24 protein-coding genes are annotated in these 25,122 nt (G+C 34.9%); 8 read left to right on the top strand and 16 right to left on the bottom strand.

The window, feature by feature from the left end:
* Positions 1 to 3: 3 nt before the first annotated feature.
* From VUJ46_RS11425 to htpG, 5 genes are all read right to left on the bottom strand, one after another.
* Entirely contained in the window at positions 4 to 348 is a 345-nt protein-coding gene (locus VUJ46_RS11425; RefSeq protein ID WP_326980922.1) for a hypothetical protein, read from the bottom strand.
* 13 nt (positions 349 to 361) lie between these two features.
* Positions 362 to 916: a LemA family protein gene (locus VUJ46_RS11420; protein WP_326980921.1), complete on the bottom strand. Its 555-nt coding sequence runs from the start codon at positions 914 to 916 to the stop codon at positions 362 to 364.
* 15 nt (positions 917 to 931) lie between these two features.
* Positions 932 to 2,023 carry a hypothetical protein gene (locus tag VUJ46_RS11415; protein WP_326980920.1) on the bottom strand — a complete coding sequence of 364 codons (1,092 nt, stop codon included), beginning with the start codon at positions 2,021 to 2,023 and terminating at the stop codon, positions 932 to 934.
* Positions 2,024 to 2,150: 127 nt separating this feature from the next.
* Positions 2,151 to 2,951: an alpha/beta hydrolase family protein gene (locus VUJ46_RS11410; RefSeq protein WP_326980919.1), complete on the bottom strand. Its 801-nt coding sequence runs from the start codon at positions 2,949 to 2,951 to the stop codon at positions 2,151 to 2,153.
* A gap of 190 nt (positions 2,952 to 3,141) precedes the next feature.
* Positions 3,142 to 5,034 (bottom strand): molecular chaperone HtpG, encoded by a 1,893-nt coding sequence (gene htpG / locus VUJ46_RS11405; protein WP_326980918.1) that lies wholly within the window; start codon positions 5,032 to 5,034, stop codon positions 3,142 to 3,144.
* 254 nt (positions 5,035 to 5,288) lie between these two features.
* Here htpG and VUJ46_RS11400 point away from each other — a divergent pair, with 254 nt between their 5' ends.
* The gene (locus VUJ46_RS11400; protein ID WP_326980917.1) at positions 5,289 to 8,186 is read left to right on the top strand and encodes a S9 family peptidase; all 2,898 of its coding nucleotides are present in this window, start codon (positions 5,289 to 5,291) and stop codon (positions 8,184 to 8,186) included.
* Between the two features lie 179 nt (positions 8,187 to 8,365).
* Here the strand turns inward: VUJ46_RS11400 and recA are convergent, their stop codons facing one another.
* From recA to VUJ46_RS11385, 3 genes are all read right to left on the bottom strand, one after another.
* A complete protein-coding gene (gene recA / locus VUJ46_RS11395; RefSeq protein WP_326980916.1) occupies positions 8,366 to 9,373 on the bottom strand; it encodes a recombinase RecA in 1,008 nt (335 codons plus the stop codon).
* Between the two features lie 157 nt (positions 9,374 to 9,530).
* Positions 9,531 to 10,718, bottom strand: coding sequence for an oxygenase MpaB family protein (locus VUJ46_RS11390; RefSeq protein ID WP_326980915.1), 1,188 nt, complete (start codon positions 10,716 to 10,718; stop codon positions 9,531 to 9,533).
* A 112-nt stretch (positions 10,719 to 10,830) separates the two neighbouring features.
* Entirely contained in the window at positions 10,831 to 11,607 is a 777-nt protein-coding gene (locus VUJ46_RS11385) for a response regulator transcription factor (RefSeq protein ID WP_326980914.1), read from the bottom strand.
* A 353-nt stretch (positions 11,608 to 11,960) separates the two neighbouring features.
* On the opposite strand from VUJ46_RS11385, the gene VUJ46_RS11380 reads away from it, so the two are divergent.
* Positions 11,961 to 13,259: a hypothetical protein gene (locus tag VUJ46_RS11380; protein ID WP_326980913.1), complete on the top strand. Its 1,299-nt coding sequence runs from the start codon at positions 11,961 to 11,963 to the stop codon at positions 13,257 to 13,259.
* A gap of 68 nt (positions 13,260 to 13,327) precedes the next feature.
* Here VUJ46_RS11380 and gap read toward each other — a convergent pair whose 3' ends face one another.
* The 3 genes from gap to VUJ46_RS11365 form a co-directional block, all read right to left on the bottom strand.
* A complete protein-coding gene (gene gap / locus VUJ46_RS11375; protein WP_326980912.1) occupies positions 13,328 to 14,338 on the bottom strand; it encodes a type I glyceraldehyde-3-phosphate dehydrogenase in 1,011 nt (336 codons plus the stop codon).
* Between the two features lie 32 nt (positions 14,339 to 14,370).
* Positions 14,371 to 15,357 (bottom strand): 6-phosphofructokinase, encoded by a 987-nt coding sequence (pfkA, locus tag VUJ46_RS11370; protein WP_326980911.1) that lies wholly within the window; start codon positions 15,355 to 15,357, stop codon positions 14,371 to 14,373.
* Positions 15,358 to 15,593: 236 nt separating this feature from the next.
* The gene (locus tag VUJ46_RS11365; protein ID WP_326980910.1) at positions 15,594 to 15,905 is read right to left on the bottom strand and encodes a winged helix-turn-helix transcriptional regulator; all 312 of its coding nucleotides are present in this window, start codon (positions 15,903 to 15,905) and stop codon (positions 15,594 to 15,596) included.
* Positions 15,906 to 16,001: 96 nt separating this feature from the next.
* Here VUJ46_RS11365 and VUJ46_RS11360 point away from each other — a divergent pair, with 96 nt between their 5' ends.
* On the top strand, positions 16,002 to 16,802 hold the full coding sequence (locus tag VUJ46_RS11360) for a DNA alkylation repair protein (RefSeq protein ID WP_326980909.1): 801 nt from the start codon (positions 16,002 to 16,004) through the stop codon (positions 16,800 to 16,802).
* A 10-nt stretch (positions 16,803 to 16,812) separates the two neighbouring features.
* Here the strand turns inward: VUJ46_RS11360 and VUJ46_RS11355 are convergent, their stop codons facing one another.
* The 4 genes from VUJ46_RS11355 to VUJ46_RS11340 all read right to left on the bottom strand — a co-directional run bounded on the left by VUJ46_RS11355 (position 16,813) and on the right by VUJ46_RS11340 (position 19,592).
* A complete protein-coding gene (locus tag VUJ46_RS11355; RefSeq protein ID WP_326980908.1) occupies positions 16,813 to 17,571 on the bottom strand; it encodes a TIGR03915 family putative DNA repair protein in 759 nt (252 codons plus the stop codon).
* A gap of 75 nt (positions 17,572 to 17,646) precedes the next feature.
* Complete coding sequence (locus VUJ46_RS11350; protein ID WP_326980907.1) at positions 17,647 to 17,943, bottom strand: type II toxin-antitoxin system RelE/ParE family toxin; 297 nt, start codon at positions 17,941 to 17,943, stop codon at positions 17,647 to 17,649.
* Complete coding sequence (locus VUJ46_RS11345) at positions 17,936 to 18,172, bottom strand: type II toxin-antitoxin system ParD family antitoxin (RefSeq protein WP_326980906.1); 237 nt, start codon at positions 18,170 to 18,172, stop codon at positions 17,936 to 17,938. Before VUJ46_RS11345 ends, VUJ46_RS11350 begins: the two co-directional genes overlap by 8 nt.
* A 160-nt stretch (positions 18,173 to 18,332) precedes the next feature.
* Positions 18,333 to 19,592, bottom strand: coding sequence for a putative DNA modification/repair radical SAM protein (locus tag VUJ46_RS11340; RefSeq protein WP_326980905.1), 1,260 nt, complete (start codon positions 19,590 to 19,592; stop codon positions 18,333 to 18,335).
* A 192-nt stretch (positions 19,593 to 19,784) separates the two neighbouring features.
* Between VUJ46_RS11340 and VUJ46_RS11335 the strand changes: the two genes are divergently transcribed.
* The 5 genes from VUJ46_RS11335 (at position 19,785) to VUJ46_RS11315 (ending at position 24,705) form a co-directional block, all read left to right on the top strand.
* Positions 19,785 to 21,113, top strand: coding sequence for a hydroxymethylglutaryl-CoA reductase, degradative (locus VUJ46_RS11335; protein ID WP_326980904.1), 1,329 nt, complete (start codon positions 19,785 to 19,787; stop codon positions 21,111 to 21,113).
* Between the two features lie 166 nt (positions 21,114 to 21,279).
* Positions 21,280 to 22,350: a hypothetical protein gene (locus tag VUJ46_RS11330; RefSeq protein WP_326980903.1), complete on the top strand. Its 1,071-nt coding sequence runs from the start codon at positions 21,280 to 21,282 to the stop codon at positions 22,348 to 22,350.
* Between the two features lies 1 nt (position 22,351).
* Positions 22,352 to 22,741, top strand: a complete 390-nt coding sequence (locus VUJ46_RS11325; protein WP_326980902.1) for a DUF423 domain-containing protein — start codon at positions 22,352 to 22,354, stop codon at positions 22,739 to 22,741.
* An 80-nt stretch (positions 22,742 to 22,821) separates the two neighbouring features.
* Entirely contained in the window at positions 22,822 to 23,364 is a 543-nt protein-coding gene (locus VUJ46_RS11320; protein ID WP_326980901.1) for a hypothetical protein, read from the top strand.
* A gap of 60 nt (positions 23,365 to 23,424) precedes the next feature.
* Entirely contained in the window at positions 23,425 to 24,705 is a 1,281-nt protein-coding gene (locus VUJ46_RS11315) for a chloride channel protein (RefSeq protein WP_326980900.1), read from the top strand.
* 150 nt (positions 24,706 to 24,855) lie between these two features.
* On the opposite strand, the gene VUJ46_RS11310 is transcribed toward VUJ46_RS11315, so the two are convergent.
* Positions 24,856 to 25,065 (bottom strand): hypothetical protein, encoded by a 210-nt coding sequence (locus VUJ46_RS11310; protein WP_326980899.1) that lies wholly within the window; start codon positions 25,063 to 25,065, stop codon positions 24,856 to 24,858.
* Positions 25,066 to 25,122 lie beyond the last annotated feature (57 nt).

The following is a 25,122-nucleotide window of genomic DNA, read 5'->3' as shown; positions in this document are numbered from 1 at the left end:
GATTTATTTTTTCATTTTCTGGATTTCCTTCATGAAATTAACCACTTGTTTTTGATTGAACAAGGTAAAAATTGCGGTGAAAAATAAAATCACAAGATAGGTAAGTGCTATTTTTAATTTTTCAGTTTCCAAAAAAGCGGAGAAGAAAACAACGGGCATTAATACCAAAATGGATAAACCATAGGTCATGATGATATATTGAACAATTCCTTTTAAAAAAGGAACTTTGCGAACCATACTGTAAATAATGAAAAGCCCGATCGTAATCACAGGAAAGCCAATCGCCATGCTTCCCCAAAATTTTCTTGAGTTGACAAACTCGCCTAAAATACCTAAATCAATGGTCATATTTCAATTGTTTTTATAATTCAACGCCGTTATATTCTATTTCCTGCTCAGAAAACTTCAGCATTTCCATTTTCTGATACCGCATCATCTTAGCAAAGATCATATCCGGAAAAGTCTGAATTCCTGTATTATATAAATTCACCGAATCATTAAAGTATTCTCTTCGGTCTGAAATCATATCTTCCAAATCGCTCAGTCTTTTTTGCAGTTCAAGAAATGATTGTGAGGCCTTAATTTGTGGATAACTTTCTACCGTAACAAAAAAAGATTTTATTTTACCCTCAATAGCTCCGGCTATTTTCACTTTTTCATTGGTTTTTTCAGAGTGATTGTACTGGCTTCTTAACGCAACCAGTTCTTTGAGTACGGTATTTTCGTTTAAAGCCGTTGCTTTTACCACACGAACGAGATTCGGAACTTCATCGGCTCTCTGTTTTAAAATCACATCAATATTGGAAAAGGCTTTATCCACATTATTTCTCAGGATTACAATCTGATTGTAAGATTTAACCAGAAATGTAACGACTGCTACAATAACAATGATAAAAATAAGAATCGGTACAAGCATTTTTACAGTTGAGTTTTATTTGAAAAAATCATTGAACATTTCTAATGGATTTTTAGAAAATCTTTCTTTTAGGTTGATGGATTCAAAAATGAGTCTGCTGCCTTCAGCTCTCATCGGCGTGATGAAAATAAACGCGGAAATCAGGGCAATACAAAGTAAAGTAGTTACGGCACGAAGCTTTAAAGGTCGCCATTTATTGGCAAAGTTTACAATTTCCAAAGGAGCCATTCCGAAAAGCTTTTTCGTCTCATCATATCTGAAAATAGTGTTTGAGCCTTCATAAAAAGCTTGTCCAATCATCAGAATTTCTGTTTTTTCATCTAAAATATATTCCCGGTAACGGCGGCTTCCGGTTTCGGTTTCAAAACTGGGCGAAAAGTTAATCCATTCCAGTTTATCTGTCTGAATTTCAATACTTCCCGATTCATCCTGCAGCAGAAAGTTCTTAGCGTTAATCTCTCTTTTTATTTCTCTGTAAGATTTGTCGGTTCTTCCGTCATCGTCTGTTTTTTCGGTAATCTCATCAATAGTATAAATATAGGCAACACATTGGGTAGAGGTATGGGGCGAAACAGCTTTCGTAATGGCTTTTGCCTTTCCACAGATTTCGGCTAAACCCATAGCAACACTTTTAATTTTTGAGGTCGAAAGATTTCGCTGATAAAAATAAAAACGGTTTTTATTACTCGGAAGAATAGAAGTGATAATGACTAAAAAGATAACGATGAAAAAGGAATAGATACCCAGAAAAAGGAAGCACAGAAAAAAGAAAACAATAGCTAATCCTGATGCAACGACTTTCCATAGCGGTTTTTTATCTTTTTTTGCTTCCCGAAAACTGTCTACGATTCCCTGAATGCCATGTCTGATAAAGGCAATAATTCCCAAAACGAAAACCGAAGCGAAAAGTCCGATAAAGATAAATCCCGACTGCTTCGGAAATAGAAAAAATCCCAAAGCGATAATCAGTGGATCAATAATAAATAGTATCCAACCGGGCTTTAGTTTTAATTTGAACAGCTCTGTAAGGATGAGCGTATGAAAAAGTGCGATTCCTAATCCGAAAAGCATTAGAAAAGGCAATAGTTGAATATCTATTTCAAACATTTGCAACTGGTGTTTCTACAAATGTAATATTTACAAATGATATAATGAAAATCTTATACTTTTGTAAGTGAAAATAGTTTCGGCAAGACGTAATGCCCTGCCGAAATTTTATAATATGGAAATGATTTTATTTCAATAAAGCTTCCACCGCCTTCACCACATCTGCCGGTTTTTCTTTCACTGCTAACAAATGATCTTCTGAAAATTCTAAAAACTGTTTCGGTTCAGAAGCATTCGCAAACATAAGTTCTCCCTGAGAATACGGAACCGTTCTGTCATTTTTACTGTAGATGAAAAGTTTGGGAAGACCCTGTGTAAATTTGATATCTTCTTTCGCAGCATACACAGAAGCTAAAGCCTGCTCGATCACGCTTTTATAATCAGGAGCAAAAGCAGATGCGATATCGGCAAAGGAGGACATTCCGCCATCGATGATCAGCCCTGAAATTTTATCTTTGTTGATTCTTGAAAGGTGAGTGGCGATTTGCGAACCTAAAGAGGCTCCGTAAAGAAGGACTTTTGTATTTTTCACATCTTCTCTTTTGGTGATAATATCAAAGAATCTCTGTCCGTCTTCTGCCACATTTTTATGAGTCGGGGTACCGCTGGATTTTCCGTAGCCTCTGAAATCAACCATTACGACTTGAAATCCGTCATCAACTAAAGGTTTAATCATAAAAGTGTAAGAACTTACATTTCCGCCCGCACCATGGAAAAATAGGATCGTAGCTTTCGGTTTTGCTGCGGCAGGTCTTATAAAAATAGCGGTGATGGTATCTTTATCTACAGGAAGGCTTAGATTTTCGTATTTCATATTTTCTATCGGCTTCAGTTCTTTTTTAGGCTGATAAAATTTATCATCCATCTGAGCGTTGAAAAATTGTAACGTTAATACGAAAAGAAGAGTTAAGATTGCTTTAGTTTTCATGGTTTTTATTTTTATGTATTGTTATCTCGATTTGTTGAAGCAAAGATATTTCAAGATCCAGGAAATTAAAAAAATTATAGCCCGAATGGTTATTTTTGACTACTAAATGGTCTTTTTAACAGATTAAGGATTTTCCACAAAAAAATCGGAGCCGTTTCCAGCCCCGATTTTTCAATATAAATTAGTTAGATTATTTTTCCAATTGCTTGTAGCTTCTCTGGATAAAGTCCGTCAGATCTTTTCCTTTCAGCAAATTCTGAGAAAGTTTAGCCAAATCTAAAGCATACTTAATTAAGCTTTCTTTTTCTTCTGCATTTTCAGTTTTCAATACCTGATTGGCAAATTCACTGTTAGAGTTTACCACCAAATTATACATTTCCGGGAAACCGCCCATTCCGAACATACCGCCACCGCCGGTTGCCTGCATATCCTTCATTCTTCTCATAAATTCCGGTTGGGTAATCGTAAACGGAGCATCTGTGCTGTCAAGATCTTCCAGCTGAACAGTGAATTTAGTGTCATTCACAGACTCTTCGATATTTTTCTTTAATGATTCTTTTTCAGTATCATTTAATTTAGAGATAATCGGCTCATCTTTTTTGATCAGATTGTTGATATGGTCTGAATCTACTCTTACAAAAGAAATATTATCTTTTGAAGTTTCCAGTTTCTGAATAACGTGAGGAATAATATGAGAATCTAACAGTAAAACTTCATATCCTTTATCTTTGGCAGACTGGATATAGCTGTGCTGCTCATCTGTATTAGAAGCGTATAAAACAACCATTTTTCCGTCTTTATCGGTTTGATTTGGTTTGATTTTTTCTTCTAATTCATTCCAAAGGAAGTATTTTCCGTCTGTTGTAGGATATAATGTAAATTTATCTGCTTTTTCGGCAAATTTTTCTTCTGTTACAATTCCGTACTCGATAACGATTTTAATGTCATTCCATTTTTTCTCGTAATCTTCACGGTTTTCATTGATTAAAGAAGACATTTTGTCGGCCACTTTCTTCGTGATATACGACGAAATTTTCTTCACTGCGCCATCAGCTTGTAAATACGAACGAGAAACGTTCAACGGAATATCCGGAGAATCAATCACTCCACGAAGAAGCATTAAGAAATCCGGAACGATACCTTTTACTTCATCCGTTACAAATACCTGATTCTGATATAATTGAATTTTATCTTTTTCAATATTTAAATTATTGCTCAATTTCGGGAAGAATAAAACGCCCGTTAAATTGAACGGATAATCAACATTTAGGTGAATATTAAATAAAGGCTCCTCAAACTGCATTGGGTACAATTCGTGGTAGAATTTCATATAATCTTCACTCGTCAGTTCACTTGGTGCAATTGTCCAGGCCGGAGTGGGGTTGTTGATGATATTGTCTACTTCTTCAGTTTCAGCAACCGCATCTTCCGGAGAACCTTCCGGTAATGGTAAAGTATGCGTTTTAGTTCCGAATTTAATCGGCACAGGCATGAATTTGTTATATTTCAACAACAACTCACGGATTTTTGCTTCTTCTAAAAATTCTACAGAATCTTCTGCGATGTGTAGAATAATTTCCGTTCCTCTGTCTGTTTTATCGGTGGTTTCTTCCAAAGTAAATTCTGGACTTCCGTCGCAGATCCAACGAACGGCTGGCTCGTCTTTGTATGATTTAGTTACAATTTCAACCTTTTCAGCCACCATAAATGCAGAATAGAATCCAAGTCCGAAATGTCCGATAATTCCTGAATCTTTCGCCGTGTCTTTATATTTTTCCAAAAACTCTTCAGCCCCTGAAAAAGCCACCTGGTTGATGTATTTTTCAACTTCCTCAGCCGTCATCCCGATTCCCTGATCGATGATGGTCAGCTTTTTATTTTCTTTATCGATTTTTACTTCAAGCTGTGGATTTCCGTATTCAACTTTTGCTTCGCCAATGCTTGTTAAGTGCTTTAATTTTAAAGTAGCATCCGTTGCGTTAGAGATTAATTCTCTCAAGAATATTTCGTGGTCACTGTAAAGAAATTTTTTGATAAGCGGGAAAATATTTTCCACAGATACATTAATATTTCCTTTAGTCATAATAATTTTTGTTTTTAATTTTCTATTTCTTTCTCAAAAAAAATACCGTTTGGATAAAAGTGACATTTTGACATTGTTTTTAATGATGGAGGCTAAAAGATGGGAGCTGGAAGTTCTGTTCCGTGATCTTATTAAATAAACCTAAAATATTAGCGATCTGCTTTTAACTTCAATCTTCCAGCCTCTATCTCCCGTCCAAATAACACTTTTTTCATCAAAATACCTTATTTTTAAACTTTAAAATTTACTTACTAATGAAGTTGAAATGTACAGTTTTTGTTCTGCTCATCATGACCAGTTTTATGTATGGACAGAAAAAGCCGTTGGATCACTCTGTTTATGACAGTTGGCAAAACATCGGTTCAAGAAAAATCTCCAATGACGGAAAATGGATCGCCTATTCTGTTGATGTTCAGGAAGGAAATCCCAACCTTTTTTTATATTCCGTTAAAAATAAAAAATCTCAGAAGTTTCCAAGAGCAATAAAAGTGGAATTAACAAATGATTCCAGATTTGCTGTTTTCCAGATTCGTCCTTTATATAAAGATATCAAGGCGGTAAAGGATAAAAAATTAAAGCAAGATAAATTGACAAAAGACAGCTTGGCAATTGTTGATTTTTCTACGGGTAAAACGGAGAAAATTCCTAATGTAAAAGGTTTTAAAATTCCTGAAAAAGGGAATTCTTATGTTGCGTACCTTTTGGAAAATGTAAAAGATAAATCTTCAGATGATGCTTCGGATAAAGAAGATGGGGACGAAAAGAAAGATGATGATAAAAATGCAAAACCATTGCAATTGGTGGTTCGAAATCTTTTGGACGGTAAAAGTACGACTTACGATAATGTATCTCGTTATGAATTCAGCAATAACGGAAAACAACTCGTTTTTGTAACCAAAAAGCCTGAGGAAAAGCCAAGCAAGGATAAAAAAGAAAAGAAAGATTCTTTGGATGATAAATCTGTGGCTAAAAAGGAAACAGATAAATCTAAGCCTAAGAAATATGCCCTTCAAACGGTACAGGTTGTGAATTTGCAAACCGGAACTGTGGATAAAATTTCTGAAATGGAAGGTGATTTTTCACAATTATCTTTTGATGAAGAAGGAAATCAGTTGGCGTATGTGGGAACTTCTTCTGCGCAGAATGATCTGGTGAAATTGTATCAGCTGTATTATTTTAATGTTAAAGGAAAAAAGAAGGAAATTATAGCCAACGACAATTCACAAATGAAAAAGAACTGGGTAGTTTCTGAAAACCGCTTGCCGAAATTCAGTAAAAACGGAAAACAGCTGTATTTTGGAGTTGCGCCAAAACCTATCGCAAGGGATACAGCAATGATTGCTAACGATCATGCAGTGGTTGATATCTGGAATTATAAAGATGATTACCTGCAAACGGTTCAGTTGAAAGAGCTGAAAGATGATCTTAAAAAATCTTACGCTGCGGTGATGCAGACCGATAAACCGGATTTCTTTACGACTATTGACGGGGAAAATCTTGATACTTTACGATTGATAAACGACGGAGATGCCGAATTTACACTGGGAATTACGAGTTTCAACAATCGTATTCCTTCGCAATGGGAGGGTTCAACAAAGAAGACTTATTTCCTTATCGATAATAAAACTGGTGAAAGAACAGAAGTCATCAAAAATCTGAACGGAGCAGTTTCTGTTTCACCTCTTGGAAAGTTCGTTGTGATTTTTGATAGAGAAAAAGGAAAATGGTTCAGTTATAATGTGAAAACAAAACAGACGCTTCCATTAAATAATGAATTATCAGTTTCTTTCGTTGACGAAGATTTTGATATGCCTGATTTTCCGGGTTCTTATGGAATTGCTTCGTGGACGGATAATGATGAATCGGTTATTATCAGAGACCGTTATGATCTTTGGGAATTTTTCCTGAATGGTTCTAAAAAGCCAAGAAATATCACCAACGGATTCGGGCGAAAAAATAAAATCACTTTTGATACCTACGATTTAGATAAAGATATTAAAAGTGTAAACCGAAAATCTTCTATTTATTTATCAGCGTTTGACAATACATCGAAAGCCAACGGAATTTTTAAAATAACGATTCAGGCTGGTAAAGATCCTGTAAAAATTCAGATGGAAAATGTTTGGGGGTATAGAACGCTTCAAAAGGCCAAAAATGCAGAAGAATATATTTTAGTTAAAGAATCTTACACCGATTCGCCAAATATTTTTGCAACAACCGATTTTTCAAATCAACAAAAATTGAGCAATACCAATCCTCAACAAAATACTTACAACTGGGGAACAGACGAATTGGTCAACTGGACGACGCCAAAAGGAAATTCTTCAACAGGTGTTTTGTTTAAACCAGAAAATTTTGATCCGAACAAAAAATATCCAATGATCGTTTATTTCTACGAAAAACTTTCGGATAACCTAAATCGTTATGTAGCTCCGGCTCCAACGCCTTCAAGGTTAAATATCTCTTATTTTGTGAGCAACGGATATTTGGTTTTCACACCTGATATTTCGTATGTTGATGGCTATCCTGGAGAATCTGCGATGGAATATATCAATTCAGGAGTTGAAAAATTAAAACAAAATTCTTGGGTCGATGGTTCTAAAATAGGAATTCAGGGACAAAGTTGGGGCGGTTATCAGGTTGCGTATCTTATCGCACATACTGATATGTACGCTGCGGCATGGAGTGGTGCACCTGTTGTAAACATGACTTCAGCTTACGGAGGAATTCGTTGGAGTTCAGGAATGAATCGTCAGTTTCAATATGAAAAAACACAAAGCCGATTAGGGAAAAATCTGTGGGAAGCTCCGGATCTTTATATTAAAAATTCACCGCTTTTTGCGATAGATCAAGTAAAAACTCCGGTTGTAATCATGAGTAATGATAAAGATGGTGCAGTGCCTTGGTATCAGGGAATTGAAATGTTTTCAGCATTGCGTCGTCTAGGAAAGCCATCTTGGCTTCTGAATTATAATGGGGATGACCATAACCTGATGAAACGTCAGAACAGAAAAGATATCCAGATTCGTGAGCAGCAATTCTTTGATTATTATCTTAAAGGCGCAAAAGCTCCGTTGTGGATGACTAAAGGTGTTCCCGCTACACAAAAAGGAAGAGATTGGGGATTTGAGTTAACTGATGATAAACCCTAATATTAAGTCTGCTTAAATAAAGAAATTAATACAACAAAAACGGCGAATCTAAATGATTCGCCGTTTTTTTATTTGTCTTCAGAAACTTAGTTTCTGAAATAATTTATTACTTTATTTTTGAAAACTGATCATTTTCATTGTAAAGCCAATAGCAAAAAGCTAATTGCAAGAAGCTCTTCTTACTGCTTTTTATTAGCAATCTCTTCTTTAATTTTATTCTCCAGTTCTTCAGAAAGTTCAGGATTGTCTCTTAAAACTTCTTTCACTGCATCACGACCTTGTCCCAGTTTTGTTTCTTCATAGCTGAACCAAGATCCGCTTTTCTTCACGATTCCCTGTTCTACAGCCTGATCCAGGATTTCTCCTGTTTTAGAAACACCTTCACCATACATAATGTCGAATTCAGCCATTTTGAAAGGTGGAGCTACTTTGTTTTTTACAATTTTCACTTTCACACGGCTACCAACAGCTTCGTCTCCGTTTTTAATTGGTGCACTTGCTTTTCTGATGTCAACTCTTACAGAAGCATAGAATTTCAATGCGTTACCCCCCGTTGTCGTTTCAGGATTTCCGAACATCACACCGATTTTCTCTCTCAACTGGTTGATGAAGATTACCGTACATTTTGTTCTGTTGATCGTTGCCGTTAATTTTCTCAATGCCTGAGACATCAATCTTGCATGAAGACCCATTTTAGAATCTCCCATTTCACCTTCAATTTCTGCTTTTGGAGTCAGGGCTGCAACAGAGTCAATCACCACGATGTCGATTGCTCCTGAACGAATCAGGTTATCTGCAATTTCCAAAGCCTGCTCCCCGTTGTCCGGTTGAGAAATGATAAGGTTTTCCAAATCAATTCCTAATTTTGCAGCGTAAGTTCTGTCGAAAGCGTGCTCAGCATCAATGAAAGCAGCGATACCACCCGCTTTTTGAGCTTCAGCAATGGCGTGAAGCGTTAAAGTTGTTTTACCAGAAGATTCAGGACCGTAGATTTCGATGATTCTTCCTCTAGGATATCCACCCACTCCAAGAGCGATGTCTAATCCTAAAGAACCCGAAGGAATCACTTCGATGGTATTGTCTACCGAGTTGTCTCCCAACGTCATTACCGTTCCTTTTCCGTACGTTTTATCTAGCTTGTCAAGCACCAAAGCCAGTGCTTTTTTCTTATCGTCAATATTACTCATCTTGTCTTTAATAATTTCTCAAAAATACATAATTTAAACATCAAAAACTAATGTTTTTTCTTTGTGGAAACTGTTTTTATAGTTAAAAAAATATAAAATTTTATTTCTTAAACAGTTAACAATTAAAAGGATGCATGCTCATAAATTCATTTTTAATTTAATGAAAATTAGAGTTTTTTGTTATGGCTAAATAATCTTCCAACACCTTCATCTGGTCCTTATTTCCTTTTTTTATTCTTGCTTTTCGGCTGACGATGGAATCATAAATTCTGTTGATAACCCATTTCGTTCGCGGGAAAGCTTTTTTATTGGAAACATCCGGAATCTGAAGCCTTTTGCAAACTTCATCATCGAGTAAAAACCAGGTGCAGCAAATGTGGAGATATCTTAAATTTTTTCTTTGAAACTGATATTTTAAAATAGGGTTTTCCAATGATTCATTCAACAAAGAATGAGCCAATAGAACAGAATCTTTATCGGAAGGCGGCTGCACGGAAGTCCATAAATAAAAATATTCCGTCGCCTGTTTTTTATCGTTGGGTAAAAGGTTTTCAGGAATTCCGAGGAGATAACCCACATATTTCCAAAGATGAAAAAGTCCTTTTTCTTCCTTTTCAGAAAATGTATTTCCCAATTTTTTCAAACTGTGAAGAAAAACAAGGCTAAAACCTATATAAGTCGCCATCATATCCCAGGAATTGATGGGTTCGCCCCAATTTTCGGTGTCCCAATCTTTATCATATTTTTTAATGGAAAGTCTGGCGTAAGAATGAATCAATCTTGTCTTAATGGCAAATTCATAGCCTTTTTTATGAATTTCCAAAGCATCGTATCTTGTGGCATTCACCCAAAAATCCAATGTTTCCGAAAGACGTTTTACGGCTCCTTTTTTCAAGGCTTCGGTAGCGATCAGAGGTTTGTTGAGGTAAGCATAATCATATCCGCCAATCAGGCAGTAATCTCTGAGGGAAATCAATGAATCCAGATTGCTTCTCATGCAAAGTTCGGCGCCGCTTTTTATTAAGTCATAATCCAGCCAATCCGGAACTTTTTGCGTTTGAAGGAATAATTTTTTTACACTTTCTGGAACATGATCATTTTCAGATACGCCATTTCGGATGTAGCCTTCAATTTCTCTGGAAGCTTCCTGAAATTTTTTTGTTAAATAAACCTCTCTTACCACCTGATCACCAATTTCATCCACATCATAGAAATAAGGAGAAAATTTTTCAAAGTCATCAAAGCTCAGTTCAGCTCCGGAAAAATCAGTCAGCTGTTTTCCGTTTCCATGGCTCCAAAAATCTTTGAAATGTGGCGAATCTTTAAATCGAGGTTGTAAAATCATCCCTTTAATTTCATATAAAAATACAAGTTTTACACCGAAATTCCACAGTGAGATTTGTCAGATTTTGATTAAATCTATCAATGATGAATCGATCCTTATTAAAAATCAACACTTAAACAACGCCTGCCTCAAAAGCTTTTTTCAGTAATTCTTTGCTGTTTCGGGAATTTGTTTTCTTTAGAATATTCTTTCGGTGTGTTCGGACGGTATGTTCAGATAAAATCAAAATCCGGGCAATCTCACGCCCTGAATAACCTTTGGCGATAAGTGCCAACACTTCAATTTCTCTTTTGGTAAGATTTTCAGAAAATAAAGGATTTTGATTAAAATTTTGAAGTTTGATTTGATGAAAATCGTTTCTTGGCCCAATCCCGCAAATAAGTACTGTATTGGGATTTTGTTTTGTAATATGATTGATATTGGTATGAATGTTTATCGATTGCACAAGCTGTCCATCTTCATCTTCCATGGTGTGAATGGACTGATGATGGAAGAGTTCATACGTATTTTTTGAGGTCTTCATCCTGAAGCAGTAACTGATCTTTAAATAAAGCTGATGCTCAAGACCGATTTCTATCATTTTCTGAATAGCGGTCTGCTCTGCCTGTATCACAAACGGAATATCGTCGGGGTGAGTAAGATCTATGACTTCTTTCAGGTTTTCAGGATATTTTTCAAGTCCGTGAAGTTTCAGGATATTTTCGTGATGATGAGAAAGAGTGCTGGTCGTAAGATTCATCACGTAATAATAAAACTCACCAATGGCAAACATTTCACCAATAATGCGTTCAATAGGGGGAGTGTTTAAGAATTTTTTGCCTTCCTTCCTCATTCTGGGATAGGTTTTCCACACTTCAAGCAAAGGGTGTTTCTTATCGGGAGTCTCCATTTTTGAATTTTGGGCTAAAATAGTTAAAGTTTACATAAAAATACCCCAAAAGGGTTATTTTTTTCACAGGATAAAATTCCAACCTTTGTCTAAATTAATAACCGTAAGGGCTCATTTTAGCTGCAAGTTATTTGTAATTTGAGCTTTTCCTGTATTTTAGTTTTTACGCTAAGGTGAAAATCAGGAATGAAAAAAATTAAACGGTTTATTCTTTTCTTTATTAGTTGTTTGGAAATGATAAACTAACGACCTCCCATTTATTTGAGAGGTTTTTTTTATGTTTAAAAATTACACAAACGGGTAATTTCTTTGTATTTCTGGATTTTGAAAATTTGTATTAAAAATTAATAGCCATGAAAACAAAATTATTATTACTGTTTCTGCTAGGTTGCGCGGGGATAGTGTTTGGACAAGAAAAAAGAAATGAAGAATTAGATATAGATACATTGCTTATTAAATTGTCAAAGGCAGATTCTATTTTTGTAGCCAAAGATGAGTTTAGTCCTCTTGTATCAACTTATACATTTACTCAAATGGTAAAAAAAGATTTTTCATTGTTAATTACTGGGGCAGCAGATAATACGCAAGTGGGAAAATATGCAGCTTTATCTGTTGATAAAAATGAGCAGAGTTTTTCCTTTAGCCCTATTAACTATGTCGTCCATGCAGATAACTTTTCAAAGCCATTTAAACACATTCTTGCGGTAAATACAAGCGGTAAATTAAATAATAATGGCTTTTTCGATTTTTCTGACAGGAAAAAACTTCAAGTAGGAGGAAGTTGGACGGCTCTTTGGTACTCAAAATATTTTTATAATTTCTCAAAGAAATACCCAAAGCATTCTGAACTTTACGGGTTAATAAAAGACAAAATAATTGATGAAAAAAACTCAAAAAAAAAATTAGACAAGCTTATAAATAAAGAAAAAGATAGTAATGATTATAAACGATTATATCATCAAGAAGTTGAAAAGTATGAAAATACAGTTTATAAAAATTATTGGACAACGAAAATTCTTGCGTGGACCAAATTGGATATAGGTTATGCGGAAGATAAGTTAAAAATAATTGATAGCATTAATGTTCAAAAATCAGTCTTAGATCCTATTAATAAAAATATAAGAGGAGGATATTTTTCATTATCTGGAAATATTTTCTATGGTTTAAAAAATGGTCTTATATTTTATTTAAACGGCCAACTTTCATATTCAAGAAAAACGTCACTTTCTGAAATATTTTCTACAGTAGACTGGAATAGGATTCAATATGGTAATGGAACGAATAATACAGTATACTATGATATGGGAGAGCAAAGTGTTTATATAACAGATCTTAATAAGTTAAAAAAAAGATATAAAAGAGATATATCTGTGCAGCTTTTGTGTTTTATTCCTGTTGGCCAGCAAAACTTAATTGGTTTAGATTTAGGATATCAAAACAAAGAATTTATTACTCCTGGAACAACAACATTTACAAGTAATAAAAATATTTACAGTGTAGGCATTATGTTTCCATTGAAAGATAAAGATGGAAAAACAACTATAAACATAGAACCTTTTTGGAGATCAACATCTTTTGATAATTATGATGCTGGAATTGATGAAAGTTTTTGGGGTGTAAAGTTTGGAGTTCCGCTTAATCAGCTATTTTAAAAAATAATGTAAACAAAAACAACCTCCCAAATCGGAAGGTTGTTTTATATTTCAAGCTAAAAACTTTATTAGTTAGATAAAGAAGCAGCGTGGATTAGCATATCAACTAACTTGTTAGAATAACCCATTTCGTTGTCATACCAAGAAACAAGTTTTACGAAGTTAGGAGAAAGCATGATACCAGCATCTTTATCGAAGATTGAAGTTCTCTTATCTCCGATGAAGTCTTGAGAAACTACAGCATCTTCAGTGTATCCTAGGATACCTTTCAATTCACCTTCAGAAGCAGCTTTGATAGCAGCACAGATCTCTTCATAAGAAGTTGCTTTTTCTAATCTTACCGTTAAATCTACTACAGAAACGTCAACTGTTGGTACTCTGAAAGACATACCTGTTAGTTTTCCGTTCAAAGAAGGAATTACTTTTCCTACCGCTTTAGCAGCACCTGTAGAAGAAGGGATAATGTTGTTTAGCGCAGCTCTACCACCTCTCCAGTCTTTCATTGAAGGACCGTCAACAGTTTTCTGAGTTGCTGTTGTTGCGTGTACAGTTGTCATTAAACCTTCTACGATACCGAAGTTATCGTGAATTACTTTAGCCAAAGGAGCTAAACAGTTTGTAGTACAAGAAGCATTTGACAAGATTTTTACATCGTCAGTAAGTTCTGTGTGGTTTACACCCATTACAAACATTGGCGTATCATCTTTTGAAGGAGCAGAAAGAATTACTTTCTTAGCACCAGCTGTAATATGTTTTGCAGCACTGTCTTTATCAAGGAATAAACCAGTAGATTCTACTACGTAATCTGCACCGATTTCATTCCACTTTAAGTTACTAGGGTCTCTTTCAGCTGTTACTCTTATTCTTTTTCCGTTTACTACAAGGTCGTTACCTTCTACAGAAATTTCACCTGGAAAAATCCCGTGAACTGAATCATATTTAAGCATATAAGCCATGTATGTAGCATCGATAAGGTCATTAATTCCTACAACTTCGATGTTATCTCTTTCAGTCATTGCTCTGAACACAAGACGTCCAATTCTACCAAACCCGTTGATACCTACTTTAATTGTTGACATAATAGTTTGTTTTTAATTTATATTAAAAAATATTAGATTGCTAAAATTTCTGAAATCAATAAAAGATCCTGGTTGATTTCATTATGTTTTTTAATGGCCTCTTCAATTGGCGTATACACCACATCATTAGAACGCATTCCTGCCATCACGTTTGTTTGTCCTTCCATTAATCCTGTTACTGCACCATAGCCCAGTCTGCTCGCCAATACTCTGTCAGCACAGCTCGGAGAACCTCCTCTCTGCATATGTCCCAAAATCGCAACACGAATGTCATAATCCGGGAAAGAAAGTTTTGTTTTTTCTGCTAATTCGTAAACGTTGGCTAATTTTTCACCTTCCGCAACCACCACAATGCTTGAAGATTTTCCTGATTTTTCAGCAGTTTTGAAGTTGGCAAAAAGTTCGTCAATACTGTCCTTTTTCTCAGGAATCAAGATATCCAGAGCTCCCGTTGCCAATCCGCTATTTAAAGCGATGAATCCTGCATCACGACCCATTACTTCCACAAAGAAAACTCTGTTGTGCGATGTGGCCGTATCACGAATTTTATCAATGGCATCCATCGCGGTATTCAATGCGGTGTCGTAACCAATCGTATTATCTGTTCCGAAGATATCGTTGTCGATCGTTCCCGGGATACCAATTACACGAATTCCGAATTCTTCATTGAAAATCTTAGCTCCGGTAAAAGTTCCATCTCCTCCGATACACACCAAACCGTCGATACCAAGCTTTACACAGTTATCATAAGCCTTCTGACGACCTTCTTTGGTTCTAAATTCCATGGAACGGGCAGATTTCAGAATAGTTCCCCCCTGGTTGATTATATTTTTTACGGAACGAGGTCCCATTTTCAGGAAATCGTTGTTGATAAGGCCATTGTAGCCTTCTCTTACTCCGTAGCATTCTATGTTATAATAATTGGCGGTCCTTACTACCGCTCTCAATGCAGCATTCATACCCGGGGAGTCTCCTCCGGAAGTAAGAACTGCAATTTTTTTTACAGCACTCTCTTTCATCTAGTAAAAAATTTCGAACACAAATCTACAAAAACAAGTTCAGATAATAACATTAACTTTATAGGAGATTTGAATATAAATGATTAAAAACTTCTAATATTTGAAGAATTGAAAATAGATCTCATGTGTAAAACTTATAAAATGCATCTTCCTGAAATTGTTAATTGATCATTTTGATTAAAATATGAGTCTGGATATGATTAAGTTAAAATTTTTATTCTTCAGAAATTAACAGTTTACCCCCAGTCATTCAGCTGCCAGAGAACGCTCACCAGTTTTTCCCCCAGCTCTGTCAAACGATATTCAACTCTCGGAGGAAGCTCATTGAAGGATTCTTTCAATAAAATTCCATCGGCGACCATTTCATTAAGCTGCTGATTTAAGACTCTTCGGTCTACTTTGGCAATGCCGCGCAGAAATTCACTCGGACGTTTCTTACCTTCATTAATCTGCCATACGATAGGGATTTTCCACTTTCCGCTGATGGTATTCACAGCAACTTCCAACGGACAAATTTTATTTTCTTCAGCGCGTTCTTTTGTATTCATAAAATTGACTTTTTTATCTCTATGGGCGAAAAATATGCGGTATTGCTTCTTTTGTAAAGCTTTTAGATCTTTGTAAAGTTAATAATTAAAAGTATTATGACTGAAAAACGAAAAGGCGCACGTTCTGTAAAAGATATTCCACAGGAAATTTTAAAGCAACTCAATCAAGGTAAAATGGAAACCGTAAATCTTACAGAATGGCTTGCGGTTGATCAGAAAATTCTGCTTGAAAATGTATTGAAACAAAATGACAGATTTGCCTATTTTCAGCCCGTTTTAGAAAACATCAACAGTTTGAAAAAACAAACCGTCAATACCATTAATGAGGCGATTGGAACCAGTATTTTTAATCTGACTTTAGAAAATAATGATTCTGAGTTTTTACAGATTATTTCTCATCATCAATCAGATTTGATTCGTTGTTGGGCGACTTATACGATTGGTAAAGATCAGAGTTTGAGTATTAGTGAAAAATTAGAAAAAATAAAAATCTTCGCAGCCGATCAACATTTTGGTGTTCGCGAAATTTGTTGGATGGCGGTAAGGTCTGATATTTCCGAAAATCTTAATGCGAGTTTACAGATTTTATCAGCGTGGACGAGCGATAAAGATGAAAACATAAGGCGTTTTGCCAGTGAATCTACGCGTCCACGAGGAGTTTGGTGTGCGCATATTGAAGAATTAAAACAAAATCCTGAATTAGGTTTACAAATTTTAAATCCAATGAAGTCTGACGAAGCAAAATATGTTCAGGATAGTGTTGGAAACTGGCTAAATGATGCAAGCAAGTCACAGCCAGATTTTGTGAAAGATTTATGTGAGAAATGGCTTGATGAAAGTCCGACAAAAGAGACAAGGTATATTGTTAAAAAAGCATTGCGGACAATTCAGAAATAAAATAACCGAATTACCATTTTTCAGTTAAATACTTCCAATACCTCCTCGGAACATGCTGGATATGCAGTTTCAAATTTTTTCTTTCGGCAATATTGGTCTTTGTAAAATACCGTTGCCAAAGCGTTTGGTAGTTTTTTTCATCATCATGAAACTTCTGTTGATATTGATGCAAATCTAATTTTTCTTCAGGATAAAAGAAGTCACAGGTTTCTAAATCATAAAGAATTCCATAATTTCTTCGAAGGTCATAAATCATCCATTTTTGATCCTGATAACGGTCTTTAAAATGTTTTAGAATTAAAGGAACCACATTAAAATCAGGATCTATTTTTGCAAAAAAAACGTCGTCCTGCATTTTTTCAAAACGAACAAATGCGGTCATTCGATGTCTTTCTCTATCAACGGATTTGCAGATTTTTGAGATTTTTAAAATATCACTGTCTGCGTAATTTTGCAGAATATTTTCATCGGGATGTTTGATGGATTGTTGAACGGCAGATAAAATAGTTTTTTCCAGTTCGATATTTTCGGATAAAAAAACTTTCAGTAATTGATGAACTCCCGATTTTCCGATATTTTGTTCTAATTTATTTAAAACCTGTTCCGCCTTATCATTTTGTGTAATCACTTCATGAATTTCAGCGAAAATATTTTCCTGATGAAATCTTTCTCTGCTTACAATTTCCACATCTTTATATCGATATTCAAAAACTTCAAATATCGCGGTGAAAAGTCCGTCGAAACTGCCGTCGTAAAGTAGAGTGGTCATTTTGGGTGGGAGGGTTTGAGAGTTTTAGGGTTTGGAGTTTAGAGTTTAGGTTCCAAAAGGCTTATCACTTATCAATTAAAAATATTTTGGAATATCTCTGCTTCCATGCAAAATTCTAACAATTTTGATATTATTCTGTAAAATTCGATAAAATATAATATGATTGTCTTTCGGCAGACTATATAAGCCTTTTTTTATTTCATCTCTTTTTTTTCCTAATTGTGGATTTAAAAGTAAATTTTGAAAACTTTTTTCAAATTCCAAAAGATATCTTTCAGCTTGGTCCAATCCAAATTCAGCCAAAGTGTAATCAAAAATATCTTCCAAATCTTTATCAGCAATTTCTGATAAAATATAGATTTTTTTAGACATTACTGATTTTATCTTTTTTATCTTGGATAATGTCCTTTACAGAACGAGAGCTTGAGGCATCGCTCCAACCTTTTTCTATTTCTGCTTTCAAATCCTGAATAACTCGGTGGCGATAAACTTCGTGAAGTCGCAAAGCATCGCGAACAACCTCACTTGCGTTCTGAAAATCGCCTGATTCTATCTGATTTGAAATATATTCTTCCTGCTTTTTTGTAAAACTGACATTCATGATAAATTCTTTTCTTCGAAATTACAAATTATATCTAAATTTAGCAAATATGGACGTTTGTTAAAAAGATCGATTCTTTTCAGAATGATAATTTTATCATTTATTTAAAAAAGATGATTTGTGCCCATTCGTGAGAAGATTCGTGCAATTTGTGTTTAAATCAAAACAAAGTCAACTGCTGCGAAAATTGATTATGAAACTTTGAGGAACTTCCGCCAATCAACAATTTCTTCAAATTTTGATCTGTTAAATATTTCAGGAAAGCATTTCCAGCATTGAAATCAATAAAATATTTTGCTCTGTTTACAGCGGCGCCTAATTTTTTTAAATGATCTATATTCAACACCTGAAAACGTCTCGCACTGACAATTTTCTGAGCGGTTTTCACCCCAATTCCGGGGATTCTCAAAATCATCTGATAATCTGCGGTTTGAAGATTTATTGGAAATTGATCCAAATGTCTTAGAGCCCAACTCAATTTCGGATCCACTTCCAAATCAAGAAACGGCATGGTGGGATCTAAAATTTCTTCTGCTTTAAAACCATAAAAACGCATCAGCCAATCCGACTGATACAAACGGTTTTCCCTAAGCATCGGAACTTCCGTGGTTAAAGACGGTAATCTTTTATCCTCCAAAACCGGAACATAACCCGAATAATACACTCTTTTTAAACTGAAATTTTTATAAAAATAATCCGCAACTTTAATAATCTGCAAATCGTTTTCATTGGTTGCGCCGACGATCATTTGCGTTGATTGACCAGCCGGAGCAAACTTTGGCGTTTTTCTGAAAATTTTCTTTTCGTCTTTATATTGCGCAATTCCGTTTTGAATATATTTCATCGGATTCAGCATATCCTGTCTATTTTTTTCGGGAGCCAATAATTTTAAACCGCTTTCGGTAGGGATTTCAAGGTTGATTGATAATCGGTCGGCATACAAAGCAGCTTCCTGCATCAGTTCATCACTTGCTCCCGGAATTGATTTTAAATGAATATATCCGTTAAAATTCTCTTCCAAGCGTAATTTTTTCGCTACTCGAACCAAACGTTCCATCGTGGTATCTGCATTTTTGAAAATTCCTGAACTTAAAAATAAGCCTTCAATATAATTTCTGCGGTAAAAATTGATGGTTACATCCACCACTTCTTCCACTGTAAAAGCAGCTCTTTTGATGTCATTTGAACTTCTGGAAACACAATAGGCACAATCGTAAATGCAATGGTTGGTTAAGAGAATTTTGAGAAGCGAAACACAGCGCCCGTCTTCGGTATAGGTATGACAAATCCCGCTTGCAGAACTGTCTCCCAAAGCGCCTTTCTTATTCTTTCTCGAACCTCCGCTGGATGAGCATGAAACATCATATTTCGCTGCATCAGCAAGGATTTCGAGTTTTTCTTTCAGGCGGTCAAAATTCATTTTTATTGAGTGAAATTTTTAATTTTAAGGATTAACTTTTGTTCAAAAATAATTCCAAAATTGATAAAAGTCAACATCTTTTCATTGAAGTTATCAACAAAATACAGAGACAAAATTAGTATATTTACGGTCATTAATTTATGCGTGAAGTCGTAAAACTACGATTCCCACTAAAAGAAATAACATATCCCTATGAATCATAAACCCGTTGAAGGTTTTTCCAAGCTTACAAAACAAGGAAAAATCGATTGGCTTGTAAACGAATACCTTGAAGGAAACAACGAATATCAAAATATATTAAATCAATACTGGAATGAAAATGCTGATTTGCAGAAGCTTCATGATGAGTTTTCTGAGAATACGATTTCCAATTTTTATATGCCTTACGGTATTGCTCCCAACTTTTTAATTGACGGAAAATTATTCGCTCTGCCGATGGCGGTTGAAGAAAGTTCGGTTGTGGCAGCTGCTTCTAAAGCCGCTAAATTCTGGATCGATAAAGGAGGTTTCAAAACAACGATCATCAACAACGAAAAATTAGGGCATACCCATTTTATTTTTAATGTTGAATCTCACAAACTGCTTCATTTTTTTAATTTCAATTTAAAGAAAAAATTAATAGAAGCGACGAATGACATCACATCAAACATGAGAAATCGTGGCGGCGGAATTTTAGATATCAAACTGATTGATAAAACTTCAGAAATGCCGAATTATTATCAGTTGAAGGCAAGTTTTGATACGGTGGATTCCATGGGAGCGAATTTTATTAATTCTTGTCTGGAACAGTTTGGAAAAACATTAAAACAGGAGATCGCGATTAGTGAAGATTTCACTCAGGAAGAGAAAAATTCTTTGCAGGTGGTGATGAACATTCTTTCCAATTTTACGCCAGATTGTATCGTAAGAGCTGAGGTTTCTTGTAAAATTGAGGATTTAAAAGACGACAGCGGAATTTCAAATGAAGAGTTTGCGAGAAAATTTAAGCAAGCCGTAACCATTGCTGAAATTGAACCTTTCCGTGCGACGACTCACAATAAAGGAATTATGAATGGAGTAGATGCAGTGGTGATTGCGACCGGAAATGATTTCAGAGCAACGGAAGCCTGCGCACATGCCTACGCTGCAAAAGACGGAAAATATTCTTCACTAACGCATTGTACAACCGACAACGGAATTTTCAGATTCTGGATCGATCTTCCGATTTCGGTAGGCGTTGTGGGAGGTTTAACCAATCTTCATCCTTTGGTGAAATTCTCTTTAGCTCTTCTTGGAAAACCTTCTGCTCAGGAATTAATGAGTATTCTGGCGGTTTCAGGACTGGCTCAGAATTTTGGAGCTTTACGTTCTTTAATTACCACAGGAATTCAGAAAGGTCACATGAAAATGCATTTACTGAATATTTTAAACCAAATGGGTGCAACAGAAGAAGAAAAACAACATTTTGTAACCTATTTTAAAGATAAAACGGTAACGCATCATGAAGTTATTAATGAATTTAACCGTTTAAGAGAAAAATAATGTTGCAAATTATCCTGCCAATTATATTTTTAATGTTCGGATTATTTTTAAAGAAAACCAATAATCCGGGGTTTAGAAGTTCTAAAAAATTTGCTACGATGTTTATTATTTTGGGGATTTCAACGTTGGTCGCAAAATTTATTTTAATGTATTTAGCATCAAAATAATGAAAAGTAAAATTTTATTCTTTTTATTGATTTCGGGTTTAGGTTTTTCTCAACAGAAAAATGTGACCATCAAGAATTTGCCGCCAAAAATGGAAGATTTCAATTTTCCGTTGGTTTCTTATTCTCAAAATCCGAGAATTGAAAATAAAATCAATACTTTTTTGCAGGTTGATCAGTTGGAGTATATTCCCGGTTCTGGAGAAAGTCCTTCAAAATTGGTGTTGTCAGGAAAAACCTCTTATTCTAACTATGTCTATTTTTATAGTTGGGAGAAAATGGAAACTCCACAAAATATTTTGAGCATTGCCATAGATGGTGAAGCAACAGGAGCATATCCAGAAGGCTTTTCAATTTGGAAAAACTTTGATCTGAGAACAGGAAATTTAATCAATGCCAAAGATCTTTTTCAACCAGATTCAAGAAAACTCATTGAAAATTTAATTCAGAAAAGTGTAAAAAAGGAAATCAATGATTTTCTTGTGGAATTAAAATCGGAGAAAGATCCATCATCAGAAGTGGCAGATCAAATTTCGATTTACGAAGAATGCTATACCAATTATAAACTGGAAAGTATAAGATATTATTTCGGAAAGGATAAACTCAGGTTTATTGCCGGAAGATGTTCTAATCATGCCATGAGAGCATTGGATGAATTGGGAGATCATGTTGTGGATATTCCTTATAAAGATTTGGATACATATTGGAGCTCCTACGCGAAAAATTTGTTGTCGGGTTCTGAAAAAGTTGATAAAACAAGTTTGGATCATAAGCTTTATAAAGGAAGTATTGACGGTAAATATCCTATAACGATGTTAATCGATCAGGTATATGACGACGGTTCTCTTTCTGCAAAATATTGGTACAATAAGAATAAAAAACTGATTGAATGGCATGGAAAGCTGAAAGGAAATCATGTATCACTTTTGGAAAGCGATTATTACAGCGAGGAAACCCGTATGTGGATCTTAAAAACTGCAATAGAAGCAGACATAAAAGGTAATAAGATTACAGGAACCTGGCAGGATTATAATACAAAAAAATATTTAAAACTAGAATTAGAAGAGTTATAAGATGAAAACAATTACTTTAGTTTTTGGTGCCGTATACGGAATGTTATCCGTGATTTTAGGTGCATTCGGCGCGCACGCTTTAAAGAAAATTTTATCTGTAGAAAGGCTGGAAAGCTTTGAAACAGGAGTGAGATACCAGATGTATGCTGCGTTCTTTTTATTGATTGCAGGGTATATTTTAAAATTCGACACATCATCACAAAAATGGATTTCTATTCTGATGATTGCAGGGACAATGCTATTTTCTTTCAGTATTTATCTTTTAAGTTTGCAGGATTATTTGGGGGCAAATTTGAAGTTCTTAGGTCCGATTACTCCTCTTGGAGGTTTGTTTATGATTGTAAGCTGGCTGATGCTGATTTTTTATTTTGTTAAGGCTAAATTGCAGTAAACTATTCCTTAAAAATGAATTTGAACAGTCGTTTTTCATTATTTCTCACTTTGATAATTTCCTTTCTAAGTATTCATAAAATGAATGCGCAGACAAAAGGAAAATTGTTGAACGGAAATATATTAACAGAAGTAAAGAATATACAAAAGCGCTTTTCTGATAGTATCAGTCATTACAATTTCCAGAAAAATTCTGTTTTATATGATGAAAAATACAGACATTTTTATGGAGAAAAACTAAGAGATCTGAAAAATCTGTATCAAAATATTTATGATAAAGATATTGTGATTGGAAAAGTAGGAGCTAATGGTGGAATTTCATCGCTTGCCCAGATAGAAAATGGTCAACAAATTCTGGATCTACAAAAACGACTGACGATTGATTTTCCTACTTATTTAATGACAAATGATTCAGATGAAACACATCGCTGTACTTTAAATTTCCTGATAGATGAAGATGGAAAATTTAAAAAAATAAAATACAGCGGAACTTCAGGTACAGAATTCAATATCATCAGCGCATTATTCCTCTATGCGATCGGAGGTTTGGAAAAACCTTTGTTTTTTGAAAACAAACCTATTACACAAAATTTTTCCCAACCTATTGTGGTGAAATTTGAATAAAAGACTGGTAAAACAGTATAACAAATGATGATTATTTTTTTAAATGTAAAATAAATCAAAATGAGAATTAACAGAAGAAGACGGATTATCAAAACATTTAATTTGTTGGATCAACCCATCAGGTTTAATCCTTTTGTATTCAGCCGTACTTTTTTTATGTGGGCGATTACAGGGCTCGTGGGCGGAATTATCGCCGGGCTATACTGGATCGTCCTCGAGCATTTTACTGAGTTTTTAGCTGAATTTCAAGGCTGGATGGTGATTCCAACGATGGCAATTTCAGGATTGCTGGCTGGACTTGTCATTCACTTTATTGGTGATCCCGGGGAGATTCATTTAATTGTAAACAATATCCGATTTAATAAAGGAAAGCTAGATCCTAAAAATAATCCTTCCATGATCTTATCATCACTTTTTTGTGTGGCATCGGGAGGAAGTTTAGGTCCGGAAGCACCTTTGGTTCAGGTCACAGGTTCTACAGGAACGTATCTTGGAAAATTATTCAGATTGAAAGGAGAGGAATTACGTTCTTTAAGTATTGCCGGAATGGCGTCTGGCTTTACGGCACTTTTCGGGGCTCCGCTTGGAGGAAGTTTATTTTCTCTGGAAATTCTGCACCACAAACACGCAGTAGAATATTATAAAGCGATTATTCCTGCATTGGTGGCGAGCTGTTTCAGTTATCTGATGTTTGCTTTGATTATCCATTTGGGAATCGGGGCGACCTGGGATCTGAAAGCTTATCATTACACAGGAGTTTATGATTTCCTTTATGCTTCGCTGTTTGGAATTGTAGGAACTTTATTCGGCTGGATCTTTATTTTTGTCGTAAAATTTTTCAAAAAAGTTTTTGAATACAGAAAATTTCCAATTTATATCAAAACCTGCGTTGGCGGAATTATTTTAGGAATTATCGCATTCTATTTTCCATTGACGAGATATTTTGGTCACAACGAAGTAAATCAATTAATCAACGGAAATTATGCCTTGAATTTTTTAATTATTATTTTGATTTTTAAAATTTTGGCCATTGCGATCACGGTAACTTCAGGATGGAGAGGAGGTTTCATCATTCCGTTGTTTTTTGTGGGAACGACATTGGGATTAATTATTCATAATCTATTTCCAAGTATTGATACCACATTGGCGATTGTAAGCTGTATGGCAGCAATCAATGCGTGTGTCACCAGAACGCCGATGAGTACTACGATTATTTTGGGAACTTTAACGGGCTTCACTTATTTTGTTCCGATACTTTTTGCGAGCTTAACAGGATATTTCTTAGCTCCAAAAATTCCTTTCATCGGTTCCCAATCCGAACAGTTATCGGAAGAAGAGTAGATATTGAGTTTAATTTTTAGATATAAAAAAAGTTCAGGCAAAACCTGAACTTTTTGTTTTTAAGATCTCTCGCAGATTTTAGAGATTATGCAGATTTTTTTTATCTGCGAAATTTGCTAAATCTGCGAGAGTTTTTTCTGAATGATAATTTTACAATGAAAAATTCTCTTTCATCCACTTCAGTTTATTAAAGCTTTTCAGAAATTTAGTTTTAATGGAAATAAATTTTTCCTGCGCATCAATCACTTTATTTTCTCTTGAATTGATAAGGAAAAGTGAGCTTTCTCCATTGCTGTATTTGGTTTCTTCTGCATACAAAAGCCTTTGATAATTGGGAGGGCACTGAAAAACCCCGTTCATATAGAATTACCAATTGATTTGGATTTAGAATTAAGAGTTTATTACGAAAATTAAACC

It is taken from the genome of Chryseobacterium sp. MYb264 (assembly GCF_035974275.1).
In the GTDB taxonomy this organism is placed as follows: domain Bacteria; phylum Bacteroidota; class Bacteroidia; order Flavobacteriales; family Weeksellaceae; genus Chryseobacterium.
Note: the sequence above shows the minus strand (reverse complement) of the source record. Positions and strands in the feature narration are given on the sequence as shown.